Here is an 18474-nt window from a genome sequence, read left to right on the forward strand (position 1 = left end):
CGCCCCGCCTCAGCTGGTGGTGGCGAGGTCCAGGAAGTCCGACCAGGCGCGAGGCTGGAGGGCGAGGACGGGGCCGTCCTTGTCCTTGGAGTCGCGGATGTGGACGGTGGTGGGGCAGGTGGCGATCTCTACGCAGGAGTCGCCCTGCGTTCCGCTGTAGCTGGATTTGCGCCAGGACAGGGCGACTTCGACGCAATCGTCGCCCTGTGTTCCGCTGTAACTACTCTTGAACCAGGCGAGTTCAGTGGTACTCATAGCGCTCCTCGCATTCGCTCCAGCAGCCCCCTGGAGTCCTTGGGCGAGAGGGCCTGCGAGCGCAGTGTTGCATACCGCCGATGGAGAAGGACGGCCTCTTTCGGGTCAGCAATCAACCGGCCGTTCTGCTGACCCTCGGAGTACGCGAGTCGCCTTCCGTCCGGGGTCTCCAGCAGCCGCAGAGGCCCGTCCAAGCAGGCGTGGAACTCACTGTCCGTCGGCATAATCTGAAGCTCCACGTTCCGCGTACGCGCACTGTCCAGCACATGCTCGATAAGCCTGCGGGTCACCTCCGCACCGCCGAGACGGCGTTGGAACACATGCTCCTCGACGATGAAGCTGAAGGACGTATCGGGCCGCTCGCGCAGCATGCACTGACGCCCTATGCGGGCGGTGACTTGAGCCTCAAGCTGCTCGTCGGTCAGCAGCGGGATGCTGTTCCCGAACACGGAGCGCACGTATGCCTCCGACTGCAACAGCCCCGGCACCAGCCTGCATTCGTACGTATCCAGGCTGACCGCCATCCGCTCCAGCCGCGCCCACTTCCGGAACCAGGCCGCCAGCCCCGGCTGCCGCGTCAGATGGGCGAACGCCCGCCGCAACGCACCCGTCTCACCAAACACCGCCTCCGCCCGCTCCACGAACTCCCGGTCCGGCATCCGCCGCCCCAGCTCGATGGACTCGACCGTGTGCTTGGAGAACCGCACCAGCGGCACGAACTCCTCCCGCGTGAGGCCCGCGTGCTCCCGCAGGCCCTGCACGAACGCCCCGAAAGTCCTCAGGCTGTCCGACGACTCCGGCTCATCACGTTCACAGTCCTCGGCCATGTCCGGCCACCCTCCCGGTGAGTGAATCTCCCCGCCCACAACTCACCCAGGGTGACGGAACACACGACGTACTGTCCACCGTTCGCGTCCGTACGCTGACGCAGCGTACGGACGTGTCCGCTGGTGGAGCCCGGAGCGTGCCCGCCACGGTGGTCCCATGCACACCGACACGCAGCTGTCCACCACCCAACCACCCACTACCGTACGTGTGTTCAGGCAGTCGTTCTCCGCCACACACAAGGCCGCCCGGCTGGCCAGACTGCTCGCCGTGCACCAGCTGCACGAGTGGGATGTCCCCTACGGCACCGAGCTCTCCGACAACACAGCGTTGATCGTCGCGGAGCTCGCCACGAACGCGGTCACGCACGGCCGGGTGCCGGGACGCGACTTCGAGCTGCGGCTGGCGCTGGACGGCGAGGGCGTGCTGCGCATCGAGGTGAGCGACGCCCGTACGGAACGGCGGCCGGTACCGCCGCACCTCGCCCCACCCACCGGCGCAGAGGCGGGCGGCGGCCGGGGCCTGCTGCTCGTCGAGGCGCTGGCCGACGGGTGGGGCGTGCTGGACCGCGAGGTCGGCAAAACGGTGTGGGCGACTGTGCGGACCCTCAATCAGAAGTCGACCGAGGCCCGGTCTTCGATCCGGGCAACGGACTCCTGACCGAACGCGCGCTGATAGGCGGTACGGATGCGCTCGATCTGCGGGTCGCGCTTCTTCGCCTCGGAGGTGGGATACAGCAGGATCAGTTCGTACGAACGCTCACGCTCGATCACGCCGTTGGCGTCCCGGTACTGTCCGCGCCCCTCCTGGACGGTGAGCCCGGAGGGGAAGGCGCGGGTCACCTCGCGGTCGATGAAGCCCATGAACTGCTTGTCGGTGACGTCCGGCCCGCCGTCCGGCCGCTCGGTCCCGAAGAACAGCCGGGTCTCGACGTACGCCTTGCCCCGGGCAGCGGCGGAGGGGGACGCGGCCGGGGCCGCATCGGCGAGCGTGGCGTACGCGGTGGGCGCGCCTACGGCGAGCAGCACACCGGCGGCGGTGGTGGCGATACGGGCGCGCATGGTCAGGAACGGCATGGGAGTGTCCCTCCGATACGGATCGACAGACCTGCCGGAGCGGCGACCACTCTGGCAGCGGGAAAGGTGCGGGGGAAGGTGCGGGAGAAGGTGCGGGAGAAGGTGCGGGCTTCGCGTGGATCCGTACGCGTCCGGCACCTGCTCGGCGCGGACGCCCCCGCCCGAGTCAGTTCCGAGGCAAGCGGGCCCGTCAGGTCATGCCGCCTTGGTGACGTCGGTGAGATGGGCGAAGGCGACCACATTGGCCGCGTAGCCCGCCTTGGAGTCGAACGCGCCCCCGCAGGTGAGCAGCCGGAGCTCGGGGCGGCGGGCGGCGCCGTACACCTCCTTGTCGGGGAACTTCGCTTTCTCGTAGGTCCGCACCGAGTCGACCGTGAACACGGCGGTGCGGCCGTCCTCGCGGGTGACCCGGACGGTGTTGCCGGGTTTGAGCATGCCGAGATTGAGGAAGATGGCCGGGCCGGTCCGGGTGTCGCGGTGCCCGACAACCACCGCGGTTCCCACCTCGCCGGGGGTGGGGCCGTCCCGGTACCAGCCGACCAGGCGCGGGTTGTCCACCGGTGGCGTGATCAGATGCCTCGCCCGGTCGAGCCCCAGCCCGACGACCGGCGCCGCGACCTTGAACGCCGGGACGGCGAGCCGCGTCGGGCGCGACGGCGCCAGAGGTGCGGGCGCCGGGGGTGGCGCAGGGGACACGGGCGGGGGTGGTGGCGCGGGACGGGGCTCGGCCGGCGGCTTCGACGGTGCCCGCGCCGTCCGGTCGGCCGCCGGACCGGCGGCGACCGGTGAACCGGACGGATGACCGTCCTGAGCACACCGGACGCCGCCGAAGACCAGCAACAGAGTCAGGACCAGCGTCCTGGCGAGACGCAGGTGGCGTCTGCGCCTGCGCGAGTACCGAGGTCTAGGACGCGCCATCAGCACGGCGTCGGGATCGACGGACGAGGATCAGCCCGGCCGCTCCCGCCAGGCCGGCGGCCATCGTCACACCGACACCGGACAGCGAGGAACTGTCGGCGGCGAGCGTGGCCGCGCCACCGCCGCCCGCACCGACGGGCCCGTTCGGCTGGCCGACGCCTCCCGGACAGTCGACCTTGAACACCTTCATCTTGCCGGCGCCGCTCTGCCCCTGGAACTTCCAGGTCAGCTTGTACATCCCGTCGGGCAGCGAGAGCGGGAGGGTCTGCCCGGTGCCGGTGGCGAGTGTGATCTGGCCATTGCGGGCCGGACCGGTCTCCTTCGGAGGCTGGGGAACGATGCTCCAGCTGACGTTCTGCAACGTGTCGAAGTTGAACGCCGCGAGGTAGAACTGGCAGACCTTCGGCTCGTTGCGCTGGTCGTTGAAGGGAGTGCCGACAGAGTGGATTTTCACGTCACCGTTGTCGCCGGGAGCGGCGACGGCCGCGGGGGTCGCCGTGAGGGCCGCAGCGCCCAGGGTGAAGCCGACGACGGCGGTGCGCAGTAGAGGTCTGACAGTCATGCGGAGTCCTCCGGAACATGAGAGTGACGGCCGAGTAAACCGTTAATATGACTATTTGCCACACAATCGGCACCCAGGACGGCCGCAACGCGCGACCGTCCGCTGATGTCCCCCGTCCGGCCCTACGGCTCCAGGAGCGCGGACCGAACAGCGCCGACGAGGCTCCCGACAACCAGCGCCACGCCCCAGTGGCGGGACGGCACACCCGGACGGCGCCAGTGAAGCAAGCGGAAAACAGGCAGGGGAAAGAGGAGCAGCCGACTCAGGTTCGGGCGTCGTCGGCCCGGCAAGACGATGGACGGCTGCCGCCTCCGCCCGCCGAGGGCGCAACCACATCCCCCGCCGCCCTCTCCCGCCGCAGCCCCAACCCCGCGGCCACCAGCAGCAGTCCGCCCAGCATCACGAACGGCGCCGCCGTGCCCACCACGCCCGCCACCAGGCCCGCCGAGGCGGGCGCCGCGACCTGGCCGAGGCGGTTGCCCGTCAGCCGTAGGGCCAGGGCCGTGGAGCGGGCTTCGGCCGGGGCCGCCCGGACCACCGTGGTCATCGACAGGGGCTGTCCGACGCCCAGGCAGAAGCCGAGCGCCGCCAGTATCACCGCGAGCCCCCACACCGGGACCGGCAGCGAGACGCCCGCGCACAGCAGGGCCGCCAGCAGGCACGTCACCGTCAACAGGGCGCGGCGGCCCACCAGTCGGAGCATCGGGGTCATCACCAGACGGCACGCGATCGTCGCCGCGGCCCGCAGGCTGAGCAGGATGCCGATCGTGGCGGGGGCGATGCCCCGGTGCTCGCCGACGACCGGGAGGTACGCGGTCAGGATGTCGGTGGTGGACAGGACGGCGAGGCTGATGAAGATGCCCGCCGGCACCCCGCGCGTCCGCAGGATGCGGTGGACGGGGACCTTGGTCCGCTCCGGGGACGCCTTCGTCGGGGCCCGGTGCTCGATGCGCCACAGCGACGTGAACGACACCGCCGCGACGCCCGCCGAGACCACCAGGGCGAGCGCGCTCGTACGGGCCATCGCGCCTTCGTGCCCGGACACCAGCAGTCCGGCCGCGATCGGGCCGATGAGCTGGCCGAGGGAGGCGCCGATCGTGAAGTGGCCGAAGTCGCGGTCCTGTTCGGCCGGGGCCGACTGGCGGGCCACGATCGACTGGGCGCCGATGACGAAGCAGAGATGGCCGAGACCCATCACCCCGCTCCAGGCGGCCATCGCCGCCAAGGAGTTCGCCGTACCGCTGAGCGCGCACCCGGCGGCGATCAGGACGACTCCGGCGGGCAGCAGGGGTGCGCACCGGCCGTGGTCCGTCCGGCGGCCGAGCGGTACGGCCGCGAACAGGGGCAGCAGCGCGTACACACCCGCGATCACACCGATCGCGCGCTCGTCCGCGCCCAGCGCCAGCGCCCGGTAGGAGACGGCCGGCCGCGCCATCGACACCGCCGCCTGCGCGAAGCTGAAGGCGATGACGAGGCGCAGCAACCAGCCCCTGCTGCCCGTTCCTCCCATCAGACGATGCCGAAGAGGATCCCGGCCCCGAGCACCACCAGCGAGGTGAGCGCGGCCCACTTCACGGTGGACTTGGTGTGGTCGCCGAACTCCACCTTGGCCATGCCGACCAGGACGTACACCGCGGGAACGAGCGGGCTCGACATGTGCAGGGCCTGGCCCGCCAGCGAGGCGCGGGCGATCTCCAGCGACGAGACACCGTGCGCCGCGCCGGCCTCGGCGAGGACGGGCAGGACGCCGAAGTAGAAGCCGTCGTTCGACATGAAGTAGGTGAGCGGGAGGCTCAGCAGGCCGGTGACGATGCCCATGTGCGGGCCCATGCCGTCGGGGATCGCGCCGACGAGCCAGTCCGCCATGTGCTCGACCATGCCGGTGCCGGTGAGGACGCCGGTGAAGACGGCCGCGGCGAAGACCATGCCGGAGACATTGAGGACGTTGTCCGCGTGCGCGGCGATACGGGCCCGCTGCTCCTGCATGTTCGGGTAGTTGACCGTCAGCGCGAGCGCCGCGCCGAGGAGGAAGAGGACCGGGATCGGCAGCAGCTCCATGATCATGGCGGCGAGCAGGACGATGGTCATGCCCGCGTTGAACCAGTAGAGCTTGGGGCGCAGGGTGTCGCGGTTCGGGTCGAGGCCCTGGAAACCATCGTCGTCCGCGGCGGGTGCCTCCGTACCGTCAACGCCCGCGCCGCCGCCGACACTCTTGCGGCTCTCGGCGCCTCCGCCACCGGCGGCGACCAGGACGGTCTCGCTCTCGGTGTCCGTCTTGACGGCCTCGTCGAGCGAGAGGTACCCGAGGCGCTTGCGCTCCCGCTTGCCCAGCACGAAGGCGAGGATGAAGACGAAGAGCAGGCCGACGCCCAGCGCCGGGATCATCGGGACGAAGATGTCGGCCGCGTCCAGCTTGAGCGCGGTGGCCGCGCGGGCCGTGGGGCCACCCCAGGGGAGGGTGTTCATCACGCCGTTCGCGGTGGCGGCGACACCGGTCATCACGACCAGGCTCATGCCGAGCCGCTTGTACAGCGGATACATGGCCGAGACCGTGATCATGAAGGTGGTCGAGCCGTCGCCGTCGAGTGAGACGATCGCGGCGAGCACGGCCGTACCGACGACGATCCGCAGCGGGTCCGCCTTGCAGAAGCGCAGGATGCCCCGGACGATCGGGTCGAACAGGCCGACGTCGATCATCACGCCGAAGTAGACGATGGCGAACATCAGCATCGCGGCGGTCGGCGCGAGGTTCCCGACGCCTTCGAGGACGTACTCGCCGAGCTTCGCGCCCTGCCCGACGAACACACAGAAGAGTGCCGGGATCAGCACCAGCGCCGCGATGGGCGACATCTTCTTCATCATGATCAGGACCAGAAAGGTCGCAATCATGGCGAAGCCGAGGATGGTCAGCATTTGGGGTACCTAACGTTCGCCGTTGAACTTCCACCAGACCCGGCGGTTTGTTGACGTTAGGTCGCGCTACCTCGCGTTAACAAGATGTTGACATGCGAGCAATACGAGCAAAACCCCAGGTCATCCCAGAGGTGCCACTTCCACCGGGAATCCGTTGAGCACGGAGGTGCCGGACAGCGGGTCGAGCAGGGTCCCGTCGAGGAGCTGGTTCACGTTGACTCCGGGGGTGGCCTCGGCGACGGACATCCGGACGCCGGCCCGGCTGTGGCCCCAGCCGTGCGGCAGGCTCACCACTCCGGTGCGTACCGCGTCGGTCACCTCCACCGGGACCTCCAGCTGCCCGCCGTCGGAGCTGATCCGCGCCTGCCCGCCGTCGGTCAGGCCGAGCCGCCCCGCGTCCTCGGGGTGGATCTGGAGGGTGCAGCGGTTGCTGCCGCCGCCCAGGGCGGGGATGTTGTGCATCCAGCTGTTGTTGGACCGCAGATGGCGGCGGCCGACGAGCACGAATCCGGCGGGCCGCTCGTCCAGCGTGCGCCGCAGCCGGGGCAGATCGTCGGCGATCGGCGCGGGGAGCAGCTCGATCCGGCCGCTGCGGGTCTTGAGCACCTGGGGGATGCGCGGCTTCAGCGGGCCGAGGTCGATGCCGTGCGGGTGCGCGAGGAGCCGCTCCAGGCTCAGCCCGTCCGGTACCGCGCCGAATCCGTCGCCGTACGGGCCGAGGCGCAACATCAGGTCGAGGCGCCGCTCGGGGCCGGTGAGCCCGGTGAGCCGCCCGGCCAGCTCCTGCGGGTCGCGGCCGTGGACGGCCGAGTGGGCGGTGGCGACGGCCTTGTCCAGCGTCTGGCCGATGGCCCGCGCGTCGACGGCTTCCGGCTCAGCGTCGTGCATCCCGCTCACGGCGAGGATCAGCCTGGCGTGGATCTCGCTCTCGTCGAGTCGGCCGTCCTCCAGCGGGACGGCGGGCCGGGTGTAGCGGACCTGGTTGTGCACGGCGAAGCCGTTGAAGGCGAAGTCGTGGTGTGCGCTCTGCGCGGGCGGCGGCGGGGGCAGTACGACGTCCGCGTGGCGCGAGGTCTCGTTGAGGTACGGGTCGACGCTGATCAGGAAGTCGAGTCCGGCCAGCGCCTCGTCGAGCCGGTCGCCGTCGGGCGCCGAAAGCACCGGGTTGGCGGCGACGGCGATCACCGCCCGGATGCGCCCCTCCCCCGGCGTCAGGATCTCCTCGGCGAGCGCCGCACTCGGGAACTCGCCCTTGGCCTCGGGGTGCCCGCTCACCCTGCTGCGCCAGCGGCCGAGCGCGAAGCCCTTGCCGGGCCCGGCGGGGCGGGACGGGCCCGCGGTGGCGGCGAGCGGGAAGAGGGCGCCGCCGGGGCGGTCGAGGTTGCCGGTGATGATGTTCAGTACGTCGACCAGCCAGTTGGCCAGGGTGCCGAACTCGACGGTGGAGCTGCCGACGCGCCCGTACACGGCGGCGGTGGGCGCGGCGGCCAGCGCGCGGGCGATCCCCCGGATCTCGTCGGCCGGCACGTCACAGGCCGCCGCGACGGCTTCCGGCGTGAAGTCCCGTACCGCATCGCGGACTTCGTCCATGCCGTCGATGTGCTCCGCCAGCACGCCGGGCGCGGTGAGCTTCTCCTCGAAGAGGACCTGGGTGAGGGCGGCGAGCAGCAGGGCGTCGGTGCCCGGCCGGATGGGCACGTGCTGGTCGGCGATCCTGGCGGTGCGGGTGCGGCGGGGGTCGACGACGACGAGCGTGCCGCCGCGCTTGCGCAGGGCCTTGAGCTTGCCGGGGAAGTCGGGGGCGGTGCACAGGCTGCCGTTGGAGTCCAGCGGGTTGGCGCCGAGGAGCAGCAGGTGGTCCGTACGGTCCAGGTCGGGCACCGGGATCGCGAAGGCGTCGCCGAAGAGCAGGCCGCTGGAGACGTGCTTGGGCATCTGGTCGAGGGTGCTGGCCGTGAAGATGTTGCGGGTGCGCAGGGCGCCGAGCAGGAGGGGCGGGTAGAGCGCGCCGGCCATGGTGTGGACGTTGGGGTTGCCGAGGACCACGCCGACGGCGTTCGGCCCGTGCTGCTCGATGATCGGGCGCAGCCGGGCGGCGATGAGGTCGAAGGCCTCGCTCCAGCTCGCGTCCTGGAGCTTCCCGTCCTTGCGGACGAGGGGTCGGCGCAGCCGGTCGGGGTCGGCGTCGACCTCCGCGAAGGCGGCGCCCTTGGGGCAGATGAACCCCTGGCTGAAGACGTCGTCGCGGTCACCGCGCGCGCCGGTGACCTTGTTCCCCTCGATGGTGAGGGTGAGGCCGCAGGTGGCTTCGCAGAGGGGGCAGATGCGCAGGGCGGTACGGGACACGGAGCCCTCCCGGGGCGGTGGCGTACAGACACGGCGTGCGGACGGCGCGACGTACTGAGGGCGCGGCGCACGTACGGCCGCGTACAGGCACCACCGAGCATACCGACCAGTACGCACAGTGGGGAGTCATTGGAGGGTACGGGCGAGATAGGCCCGCAGCAGCTCCCGCGTCTCGGCGATGATCCCCGGATCGCCCGACGGGTCGGAGCGGAAGGCGAGTTGCAGGAGTGCGTCGGTGGCCTCCACCGCCACCAGGACGCTGCGGCGCAGCGCCTCGTCCGGGGTGCGGCCGAGGTGGCCGGCGATCAGGCCGGTGAGGCGGTCGGCGACCCGGTGGTTGGGGTCGGCGGCCGGGCCGCCCACCGGGATCTGCACGCCGAAGTCGATGAGGGCGAACCCCGCCGAGGTGCGCTTCATGTCGATGTACTCGTCGAGGATCGCGTCGATGGCGCCGCGCCAGTCCCCGGCCGGGACGGCGGCGATGCGGTGGCCGATCCGCTCGGCGTAGCTGTCGAGGTTGCGCCGGGCGAGGGCGTCCGCCATGGCGCGTTTGTTGTCGAAGAAGCGGTAGACCGAGCCGATGGGCACGTCGGCTCGGGCGGCGACGGCCCGGGTGCTCAGGTCCTCGTACCCGGTCTCGTCGAGAAGCTCGGCGCAGGCGTCCAGGATCCGGGCGAGCCGGTCGGCGCTGCGCTGCTGCACAGGGGTCCGGCGGAGTGGGTTCGCGGGTGGCACGGGCTCCATGGGCCGATCATCTCGCGCCCGTCCTCGCGCGCGCCCCGCGAACAACAGGAATTCCGGGAGTGATCGCGTGGCGTGACACCCGTTGACGCACGGACCGAGGAATCCTACTGTCAAGCATAGGATTCCTTCGGCATCGGGAGCGGACCATGAACGGCATCGAGCAGGCGAGGAAAACGGCCGAGGCCCTGGCCCATTCCTCGGGCTTCGGCAACGAACACAGCTCGGAGGCAGTTCCCGGCGCCCTGCCGCACGGCCGGAACTCGCCGCAGCGCGCACCCCTCGGGCTGTACGCCGAGCAGCTCAGCGGCAGCGCCTTCACCGAGCCGCGCGCCCAGAACCACCGCTCGTGGCTGTACCGGATCAGGCCGTCGGCCGCGCACCCGGCGTTCGTACGGGCCGACAACGGCGGCATCCGCAGCGCGCCCTTCACCGAGGCCGTCCCCGACCCCAACCGGCTGCGCTGGAACCCGCTGCCGGAGCCCACGCCGGGTACCGACTTCCTGGCCGGCCTGTGGACACTGGGCGGCAACGGTGACGTGACCCAGCGCACCGGCATGGCCGTGCACCTCTACCACGCCAACTCCTCCATGACGGACCGGGTGTTCAGCGACGCCGACGGCGAGCTGCTGATCGTCCCGGAGCGCGGCGGTCTGCTGCTGCGCACCGAATTCGGCCTGCTGCGCGCCGAGCCCGGCCACATCGCCCTGATCCCGCGCGGGGTGCGTTTCCGCGTCGAGCTGCTCGACGGGAGTGCCCGCGGCTACATCTGCGAGAACTACGGGCAGCCCTTCCAGCTCCCCGACCTGGGCCCGATCGGCGCCAACGGCCTCGCCAACGCCCGGGACTTCCTCGCTCCGGTCGCGGCGTACGAGGACACCGAGGGCCCGGTGGAGGTGGTCAACAAGTTCTGCGGGAACCTCTGGTCGGCGACGTACGACCACTCACCCCTCGATGTCATCGCCTGGCACGGCAACCACGTCCCGTACGTCTACGACCTGCGCCGCTTCAATGTCCTCGGCTCCATCAGCTACGACCACCCGGACCCGTCGATCTTCACCGTGCTGACCTCGCCGTCCGACACCCCGGGCCTGGCGGGCGTCGACTTCGTCGTCTTCGCCCCGCGCTGGCTGGTCGGTGAGGACACCTTCCGCCCGCCGTACTTCCACCGCAACGTGATGAGCGAGTACATGGGCCTGATCGAGGGCGCGTACGACGCGAAGGCCGAGGGTTTCGTCCCCGGCGGCGGCTCGCTGCACAACATGATGTCCGCGCACGGACCCGACCGGGAGACGTTCGACCGGGCGAGCGCCGCGGAGCTGAGGCCGCAGAAGATCGACGACGGGCTGGCCTTCATGTTCGAGACGCGCTGGCCGGTGACAGCCACCGGGCAGGCCGCGAACGCGAGTCATCTACAGACGTCGTACGACGACGTGTGGCAGGGTCTGCAACGCCACTTCCGGCCGTAGTCCTGGCACAAGCCGTAGCCCTGCCGCCCCCCGGAGAAGACCCTTGACCGCCTTCGCCCCAGACTCGCTGGTCCTGAACCGGAAGCTTCCGCTCTGGTACCAGGTCTCGCAGTCCCTGCGCGCCTCCATACTGGGCCGCTCACCCGGCGCGTCACTGCGGCTGCCCACCGAGGAGCAGCTCGCCGCGCACTACGGGGTGAGCGTGCTCACGATGCGTCAGGCGCTCAAGGAGCTGGAGACGGAGGGCCTGATCAGCAGGCACCGGCGGCGCGGCACCTTCATCGAGCCGGGTGCGCGCCGGGGCGCCCCGCGCAAGCTGCTCGGCTCGATCGACGCGATCGTGGCCCAGCAGTCGGGCGAGTTGACGACAATCCTCGGCCATGGCCCGGCGCCCGTTCCCGGTGAACTCGTCGAGTACTTCCCGGACGTCGACGAAGTAGTCCTGTACAAGCGGCTGCGGTGCGACGGCGAGAGCGGCGAGCCCACCAACTGGGCCGAGAACACGGTGCGTTCGGAGATCGCGGCCACAGTGGACATCGCCGATCTCGAACGCTGGCCGATGACCAAGGTGCTGCGCGACGTCGTCGGAGTGCGGATCAGCAAGATCACCGACACGGTCGAGGCCACACTCGCCGACCCGGCCACCGCCGACCTGCTGAAGGTCCCGCTGCTCAGCCCGATCCTGCACTACACGGGCGTGACGTACGACCAGGACGGCCGGGTCGTGGACGTGGCCCGCATCCGCTACCGGGGTGACCGCTTCTCCTTCTCGGTGACGCTCGACGCGCACTGAGCCGGACCGGTGGAGCCCGGACGGAGCGCACCGACGGGGCGCACCGGGCCGGGCCCACGGCGGCCTCGACGCGCAGCGGCTCCGACATGGAGGATGTCCGGATGACGGCGACGCGGTGGGGCGGCGCGACCGGGGCCGACCCGCTCGCGGACGCACCGCTGCTCGACGAACTGATGCCCTGGTCGGTGGCGCCCCTGCGGCTGGGCCGCGACTGGGTCCTCGCACCCGACATCCGTACGCTGCGGGCCCGTTGGGACGCGCTGGTACGGGCCGAAGGCCCCGCGCGCGCGGCGCTGTTCCACGAGAGCCGGGCGCGCACGCTGCGCAGCGCGGTCACCGCGCTGCCGGGGCGGCCCACCGGGACCGGCAGGTTCGCCAGGGAACACGGCCCCTGCCCGGAGCCGGTGCGGTTCCTGCACGGGCCGTTCGACGAGCAGTGGCTGATCCCCGACCACCGGCTGATCGACGCCGCCCGCCCCGAGCTGTGGCGGGTGGCGGGCACCGGGCAGCTCTTCGCCGTGGAGCAGGGTTACGTGCCCCGGGCGACGGGGCCCGCGCTGTTGGTCGGCGCCCTGCTGCCGGACGACCGCTCCCCCGCCGGACGGCCCGCCCGCGTCCGGCCCCTGTACCGCCGCCCCGACGGACACGAACCGAACCTCGCACCGGGGCTGACGGAGCTGCTCAGCGCCCGCTATGGGCACGGGGTCGGCGCCGACGAGGTCCTGGCCTGGGCGCTCGCCGCCGCGGTCCCGTCCCCCTCGGGCGCCGCCGTGCCGCTGCCGGCCGACCCCGCGCGCTGGGCGGCGGGCGTCGAGCTCGGCCGCCGCATGACGGCGGTCCAGCTGCGCGGCGCCCACGGCGGCGAGCGCCCCCGGCTGCCCGGCGGTCGGCGCCCCTATGTGCGCACCGCGGTCCCCGCTCACCCTCAGGAGCTGCGTTACGACGCGGAGGACGAGGTCCTCCACATCGGCGACGGCCGCGTCTCGCCGGTGCCCCCGGCCGCCTGGAACTTCCGGGTGGGCGGGGTGCGGGTGCTCCGCATGTGGTTCGAGCGGCGTACGGCGGGGACGACGCCCGGCACCCTGGCGGCGATCCGCCCCCCGGGCTGGCCCAAGGAGTGGTCGTCGGAGCTGCTCGAACTCATCACGGTGCTTGCCCTGCTCGGCGAACTGGACGCCGGGCGCCCCGACATGGCCGGAGCCAAGCAGATCACCCGTGCCGATCTGACGGAGGCAGGAGTGCTGCCGACCCCGGGGACGGCCCGGCGCCCGGCGTCCGTACTCGACCATCGCGAGGAGGGTCCCGAGGGGCAGTTCGCCCTGCTCTAGCTCCCACCGCCGGCCGGCCGCGGACCCCCGAACACCGGCCGCTGAGCAGCGACGGCGGGTGGCCGGTCCCGCCGAAAGACAGAAAATCCCGCGCCGGGCGAGCACACCGACGCGCTGCCGCACGCCCCGGGGACGAGGGGCGTTCGGGCAGCAGCGCTGCGCCGGGACGGTGTGGTCGCCTGAGCGCGTCCGTTCACATCCGCACTGAATCCGTACCGAACTGTGGACGTGCCGCCGGACGTACCGCTGGGCCGCCGGTCAGCGGCGGCTGCCGAACAGCGAGCGACGCAGTCGCCGCAGCGGAGCGAAGAGCGAGACGCGCGCGCCTCGGCCTGTTCGCGAGTGCGCGACGTCACGCGAGGTGAGCTCGCGCATCAACAGCGTCGCCTCGGCCGACTCCCGCTGCGGGACGGCTGGGCCGCCGAGCACCGAAAGATGGCGGTCGAGGCGCGAGCTGGTCGCACTGCTCCCACATGTGATCGCAGGCACTCGTGGCCTGCTGCGCACCGTTATCTGTTCCATTTCACTCCCCACCCGTACGAGGGCACCCGGCCCGGGCAGGTTAACCCTATCGCCCCGCCGTCACACTCAAGTATCCCACCCCGAGGATTCACCACACCTGTACGGAGGTTGACGATTACTCTCCGAATACAACTGATTCCAGGGCGAGTTGGACAGTTCGCCCCCTTGCCGTGGCGAGTGACGTCCAAGGAGGCCTCAGCGGCCCCGGGTTGAGCTAACTTTGAGTGGTTTCTACCGTGCTGCGCCCAGCTGCGGATGGGGGGCTCGTCAGTGACCGAAGAGCCGGGCAACGAGCGGGTGATCGCGGGGCGCTACCGCCTACTGTCTCCCCTGGGCGAGGGCGGCATGGGTGTCGTGTGGCGCGCCCGGGACGAACTGCTCGGCCGCGAGGTCGCGGTCAAGGAGGTCAGGGCGCCGGCCGGTCTGGGCGGCACGGACGGCCAGCGACTCTACGCCCGCCTGGAGCGCGAGGCGTGGGCCGCCGCCCGCATCTCGCACCGCAACGTGATCACCGTCTACGACGTGGCCAACGAGGAGGGCCGCCCGTGGATCGTGATGGAACTGGTGCGCGGACTGACGCTCTCCGACGTACTGGACGCCGAGGGCCCGATGCCACCACGGCGGGCCGCACACATCGGGGTCGAGGTCCTGGCCGCGCTGCGGGCCGCGCACGAGGCGGGTGTACTGCACCGCGATGTGAAGCCGGGCAATGTGCTGATCGGCAATGACGGCCGCGTGGTCCTGACGGACTTCGGCATCGCGCTGGTCGAGGGCAGCTCGGCCCTCACCATGACGGGCGAGCTGATCGGCTCCCCCGAGTTCCTCGCGCCCGAGCGGGCCCTGGGGCGCAGGCCGGGACCCGAGTCGGACCTGTGGTCGCTGGGAGTGCTGCTGTACGCCGCGGTCGAGGGCAACTCGCCGTTCCGCCAGGACACCCCGCTCTCCACACTGCGCGCCGTGGTCGACGAGGAGCTGCCGCCGCCGCGCCGGGCGGGCGGGCTCGCACCGGTGCTCGACGGGCTGCTGCGCAAGGATCCGGCGGAGCGGATGCCGGCCGTCGAGGCGGAGCGGCTGCTGCGGATCGTGGCGGCCGGGGGCACGCCGAGCACCGGGTCGACGCCGGTCTTCCCCGTCGGCTACGCGCCGACCGTCGCGGCCTCGACGCCGAGCGCCTCACCGACGCCCTCCCCCTACGGCGCCCCCACGCCGCCCCCGCGGCCGTCCGCGACGACGACCACCACGGGGCAGGGCCGGCCGCGGTGGGCCGGGTGGATGGCGGCGGGTGCGGCCCTGCTGCTGCTCGGCGTCGGCGGCCTCGCGTGGGCGCTGCTGAACAACGGCGACGACCCGGGAGGCAATTCGGGGAACGCCTCGGGCTCACCGACAGCCGACGGAAGCGGCACCGGGGACACGAGCGGCGGTACCGGCGGCGGCGCGGCGACCGGAGGCAACGGCTCGACGGGCGGGAACGGCGGCACGAACGGCGCCACGGACGGAGGCGGCGGCACACCGAGCGACGGCAACGGGGGCGACGACGGAGGCAACGGGGGCAACGGCGGGAACGGCGGCGGTGGCGACGGCGGCACGACCGGCCCGCCACCCCACTCGGTGAAGGTCACGGTGACGGCCGTGCGCGACAGCTACACGGGCGCCTGCCCGCCGCCGGAGGCCCAGGCCCCGGCCTTCGCCGCGACGTTCACGGTCGGCCGGGTCCCCGTCGAGGTCGACTACCGCTGGGTGACAAAGGGCGGCGAGAGCACCGACCCGGGCTGGAAGACGCTGTCCTTCGGCGCGGGCGACCCGAAGTCGAAGCAGGTGAACCACACCGAAGTGGCGTACCTGGCGGACGGGCCCCCGCACAACGAGATCAGCGTGGAGGTCAGGAATCCGGTGAACGCCACGTCCAACGCCGTGGCGTTCTCGGTGACCTGTGAGCAGGAGACCCCGACGGGCGGGGCCTCCTCCTACACGGCGAGCGGTACCGCCAACGCGTCAGCCGATGCGACGGTCGGGCCGCAGCGGTGAACACGCCACCGCGTCGGGGTCAGGCCGCGGCGGTGAACACGGGCAGATAACCTCCCGACTGGCCCGCCGCGTTCGGGTGGTACGACTCGCCGATGTTGCCCAGGTTCAGGCTGTGCAGCCACGGGGAGCCCGAGCAGATCTCGTGTCCCGTGAACGCCGGGGCGACCGCGGCGAAGGTGTAGCCGTGGTCGGCCGCGCGCTTGGCTGTGGCGGCGTTGAGGTAGTCGGACGCCCCGTTGATCGCGGTGCGCTCGTTCTCGCTCAGCCCGGCGACGCAGCCGCCGCCGAGCTTGTAGAAGCGGGGGTAGCCGAGGACGACGACCCGCGCGGAGGGGGCTTTGGCGCTGATCGCCGAGTACACGGAGTCGAGCTTTCCGGGCAGGGTGGTGTCGACGTAGCCGCGCGCCGTGGCGATTCTGCTCAGGCAGGCCGACTCGGACTGCAGGACACAGGTCGTCATGACGTCGGCGAAGCCCGCGTCATTGCCGCCGACGCTGATACTGACGAGGTCGGTCGCCGCGCCGAGCGGGGCGAGCTGACCAGCTGTGACGTCACCCGTACGAGCGCCCGAACAAGCGGTGAACGCGAACGTGGAGGGTGAATTCGCCGCCGCCCACAGGGCCGGGTAGGCGCGGGTACTGCGCTTGCACGAGCCGCTGCCACTGTCGTAGCTACCGGCTCCGACGCCCGATGAGTACGAGTCGCCCAGGGCTACGTAGTCCAGGGATTGCGCCTGGCCCACCGCCTGCGCCGCGCCCGCCCCGGTGAGGGCGAGGGCAGCGGCGAGAAGGAGTGAGGATGATAATGCCGCGATTCGGGACAGTTTCATGGAACCTCCCTTTAGCAGGATTTCCGCCACAACTTTCGTAGCAGTCCCACCACTTCGTTGGAAGTGTCCATGCCAAGTTGCCCCGGGCGACGGATCATCTGCACACTCTCTCCGCATCCTTGACGCGGCTCCGTCGTCTGCGCGACATTGAAGCCCGGCATCCGGCGCTTCAGGGGGCAAAGTCGCCAATGCAGAACATCAGTAACAAGCCATCCGCGGCCGTATCGGAATCGCTGCCCGTGCTGGCGGGTGCGGCGCTCGCCGTATCGGTGGTCGGCGCCGTCCTGGCGCTCACCGATCTGGCGTCACCGCTTCGCGCGCCGTTCACTCTCTTCTTCCTGGTCGTGGCACCCGCGGCCGCCGTGGCCGCGGGCCTGCGCGGCCTGGAACCGCTGGGCCGCGGGGTCGCCGCGGTGGCCGGGGCCATCGCGATCGACCTGCTCGTGGCTCAGGCGATGCTGGCCATGCACATCTGGTCGATCCGGGGCGGGGTCGCGGCGGTCGCCGGGATCAGCGCCCTCCTCTTCCTGCTGACACTGGTGCGGCGCCCCGGAGGCCGTAAGGCGAGAAGGCAGACCTCCTGACGTGGACATCACCGTGCACCGCCCCGGCGAGCTCACCACAGCCGACCGGCTGGCCTGGACCGCGATGCAGTCCAAGGCCCATCTCCACGGTTCGCCGGAGCTGGCGAACCCCTTCCTCTCCCCCGAGTTCGCGCTGGCCATGGGCCACTGCCGACGCGGGGTCCGGATCGCCGTGGCACGACAGGACGGCGAGCCCGCGGCCTTCTTCCCGTTCCAGAGATCCGCCACCGGCGTGGGCCGGGCCATCGGTCTCGGAGTCTCGGACGCCCAGGGTCTGGTGCACAGACCGGGTTACGAATGGGACGCACGGGAAATGCTGCGGGCCTGCGGGCTCGCGGTGTGGGAGTTCGATCATCTGGTCGACGGCCAGCGGGCGTTCGAGACCGGCGCCACCGGATCGTTCGCCTCGCCGGTGATCGACATCCAGGACGGCTACGAGGCGTACCTCGCGCATCTGCGCAGGGAAGCGCCCAAGTTCGTGAAGTCCACCTTCGCGAAGGAGCGCCGGCTCCTGCGGGCGGGCGGCGAGCTGCGGTACGTGCACGACGAGCGGGACCCGCGGATGCTGCGGACGCTGATGCGCTGGAAGTCCGCGCAGTACCGCAGGACCGGGCGCAGCGACCGCTTCACCCAGACGTGGATCATCCAGCTGGTGGAGCGTCTGTTCCACACCAGGACGGAGTCCTTCAGCGGTCTGCTGTCGGTGCTCTACGCGGACGACCGGCCGATCGCGGCGCATTTCGGCCCGCGTTCGGAAAGGATCATCTGCTGCTGGTTCCCCGCCTATGATCCGGCGTTCGCGAAATACTCGCCCGGTTTGCTGATGCATCTGCGAATCGCCGAGGCGGCAGCCGCCGACGGAATCGCCTACATCGATCTCGGCCGCGGTCAGAAGCAGTACAAGGACTCCCTGAAGACCCGGGAAATCTCGGTCTCGGAAGGGTGGGTAATGCGCCGTCACCCGGTTGCTTTCGGACACCGGGCGCACCGCGCCCCGGTCCGGGCTCTGCGCAACGCGGTAGTCGAACGACCAGAACTGTTCGAACCGGCCGACAAGTTACTGAAGCGGATTGGAGAGATCCGTTCAGGACGGTCTCACATGTGACCGCCGAAGTGTCGAAGTATGGCCAAAGACGTAAAAAAGTGAGGCTACGTTCCAGGTCTTGCCATACAGTCCCAATCATCAATACCGTCGTACATCCACCTGCAACTGCCCATCATTCAAAGCGACTCTAGGGGGGCTCAAGCGTCGCGACGGGGGCAGGAGTGGGGCGCGGTAGGGGGGTGC

General features: G+C 71.0%; 18 protein-coding genes. 7 read left to right on the forward strand and 11 right to left on the reverse strand.

Annotated elements, in window-relative coordinates; all coding sequences use genetic code 11:
* Positions 1-9 precede the first annotated feature (9 nt).
* A complete protein-coding gene (locus tag ACLLJJ_RS06110; protein WP_434588235.1) occupies positions 10-255 on the reverse strand; it encodes a DUF397 domain-containing protein in 246 nt (81 codons plus the stop codon).
* Positions 252-1082, reverse strand: a complete 831-nt coding sequence (locus ACLLJJ_RS06115) for a helix-turn-helix domain-containing protein (protein ID WP_434588236.1) — start codon at positions 1080-1082, stop codon at positions 252-254. The genes ACLLJJ_RS06110 and ACLLJJ_RS06115 overlap by 4 nt, the downstream gene beginning before the upstream one ends.
* A 157-nt stretch (positions 1083-1239) precedes the next feature.
* On the opposite strand from ACLLJJ_RS06115, the gene ACLLJJ_RS06120 reads away from it, so the two are divergent.
* The gene (locus ACLLJJ_RS06120; RefSeq protein WP_434588237.1) at positions 1240-1740 is read left to right on the forward strand and encodes an ATP-binding protein; all 501 of its coding nucleotides are present in this window, start codon (positions 1240-1242) and stop codon (positions 1738-1740) included.
* Here the strand turns inward: ACLLJJ_RS06120 and ACLLJJ_RS06125 are convergent.
* The 7 genes from ACLLJJ_RS06125 to ACLLJJ_RS06155 all read right to left on the reverse strand — a co-directional run bounded on the left by ACLLJJ_RS06125 (position 1692) and on the right by ACLLJJ_RS06155 (position 9639).
* Entirely contained in the window at positions 1692-2156 is a 465-nt protein-coding gene (locus ACLLJJ_RS06125) for a DUF3574 domain-containing protein (RefSeq protein ID WP_434588238.1), read from the reverse strand. The genes ACLLJJ_RS06120 and ACLLJJ_RS06125 overlap by 49 nt on opposite strands.
* Before the next feature lie 195 nt (positions 2157-2351).
* A complete protein-coding gene (locus ACLLJJ_RS06130; RefSeq protein WP_434588239.1) occupies positions 2352-2852 on the reverse strand; it encodes a class F sortase in 501 nt (166 codons plus the stop codon).
* A gap of 208 nt (positions 2853-3060) precedes the next feature.
* Entirely contained in the window at positions 3061-3636 is a 576-nt protein-coding gene (locus ACLLJJ_RS06135) for a hypothetical protein (protein ID WP_434588240.1), read from the reverse strand.
* Positions 3637-3898: 262 nt separating this feature from the next.
* Positions 3899-5146 (reverse strand): MFS transporter, encoded by a 1248-nt coding sequence (locus ACLLJJ_RS06140; protein ID WP_434588241.1) that lies wholly within the window; start codon positions 5144-5146, stop codon positions 3899-3901.
* Positions 5146-6549 (reverse strand): CitMHS family transporter, encoded by a 1404-nt coding sequence (locus ACLLJJ_RS06145; RefSeq protein ID WP_434588242.1) that lies wholly within the window; start codon positions 6547-6549, stop codon positions 5146-5148. Before ACLLJJ_RS06145 ends, ACLLJJ_RS06140 begins: the two co-directional genes overlap by 1 nt.
* Before the next feature lie 120 nt (positions 6550-6669).
* A complete protein-coding gene (locus ACLLJJ_RS06150) occupies positions 6670-8895 on the reverse strand; it encodes a molybdopterin oxidoreductase family protein (RefSeq protein WP_434588243.1) in 2226 nt (741 codons plus the stop codon).
* Positions 8896-9021: 126 nt separating this feature from the next.
* On the reverse strand, positions 9022-9639 hold the full coding sequence (locus ACLLJJ_RS06155) for a TetR family transcriptional regulator (RefSeq protein WP_434588244.1): 618 nt from the start codon (positions 9637-9639) through the stop codon (positions 9022-9024).
* Between the two features lie 146 nt (positions 9640-9785).
* On the opposite strand from ACLLJJ_RS06155, the gene hmgA reads away from it, so the two are divergent.
* From hmgA to ACLLJJ_RS06170, 3 genes are all read left to right on the forward strand, one after another.
* Positions 9786-11105, forward strand: a complete 1320-nt coding sequence (gene hmgA, locus ACLLJJ_RS06160; protein WP_434588245.1) for a homogentisate 1,2-dioxygenase — start codon at positions 9786-9788, stop codon at positions 11103-11105.
* 43 nt (positions 11106-11148) lie between these two features.
* Positions 11149-11898 carry a GntR family transcriptional regulator gene (locus ACLLJJ_RS06165; protein WP_434588246.1) on the forward strand — a complete coding sequence of 250 codons (750 nt, stop codon included), beginning with the start codon at positions 11149-11151 and terminating at the stop codon, positions 11896-11898.
* A gap of 101 nt (positions 11899-11999) precedes the next feature.
* Positions 12000-13226 carry a type ISP restriction/modification enzyme gene (locus tag ACLLJJ_RS06170; RefSeq protein ID WP_434588247.1) on the forward strand — a complete coding sequence of 409 codons (1227 nt, stop codon included), beginning with the start codon at positions 12000-12002 and terminating at the stop codon, positions 13224-13226.
* Positions 13227-13484: 258 nt separating this feature from the next.
* Here the strand turns inward: ACLLJJ_RS06170 and ACLLJJ_RS06175 are convergent, their stop codons facing one another.
* Positions 13485-13748 carry a hypothetical protein gene (locus ACLLJJ_RS06175; RefSeq protein ID WP_347121247.1) on the reverse strand — a complete coding sequence of 88 codons (264 nt, stop codon included), beginning with the start codon at positions 13746-13748 and terminating at the stop codon, positions 13485-13487.
* 255 nt (positions 13749-14003) lie between these two features.
* On the opposite strand from ACLLJJ_RS06175, the gene ACLLJJ_RS06180 reads away from it, so the two are divergent.
* Positions 14004-15773, forward strand: coding sequence for a protein kinase domain-containing protein (locus tag ACLLJJ_RS06180; protein WP_434588248.1), 1770 nt, complete (start codon positions 14004-14006; stop codon positions 15771-15773).
* A 19-nt stretch (positions 15774-15792) separates the two neighbouring features.
* Here the strand turns inward: ACLLJJ_RS06180 and ACLLJJ_RS06185 are convergent, their stop codons facing one another.
* A complete protein-coding gene (locus tag ACLLJJ_RS06185; RefSeq protein ID WP_434588249.1) occupies positions 15793-16602 on the reverse strand; it encodes an SGNH/GDSL hydrolase family protein in 810 nt (269 codons plus the stop codon).
* Between the two features lie 188 nt (positions 16603-16790).
* Here ACLLJJ_RS06185 and ACLLJJ_RS06190 point away from each other — a divergent pair, with 188 nt between their 5' ends.
* Complete coding sequence (locus ACLLJJ_RS06190; protein ID WP_434588250.1) at positions 16791-17186, forward strand: hypothetical protein; 396 nt, start codon at positions 16791-16793, stop codon at positions 17184-17186.
* 1 nt (position 17187) lies between these two features.
* A complete protein-coding gene (locus ACLLJJ_RS06195; RefSeq protein ID WP_434588251.1) occupies positions 17188-18291 on the forward strand; it encodes a GNAT family N-acetyltransferase in 1104 nt (367 codons plus the stop codon).
* The last annotated feature ends 183 nt before the right edge of the window (positions 18292-18474 follow it).

Source organism: Streptomyces sp. A5-4, from assembly GCF_051131715.1.
Lineage (GTDB): Bacteria > Actinomycetota > Actinomycetes > Streptomycetales > Streptomycetaceae > Streptomyces.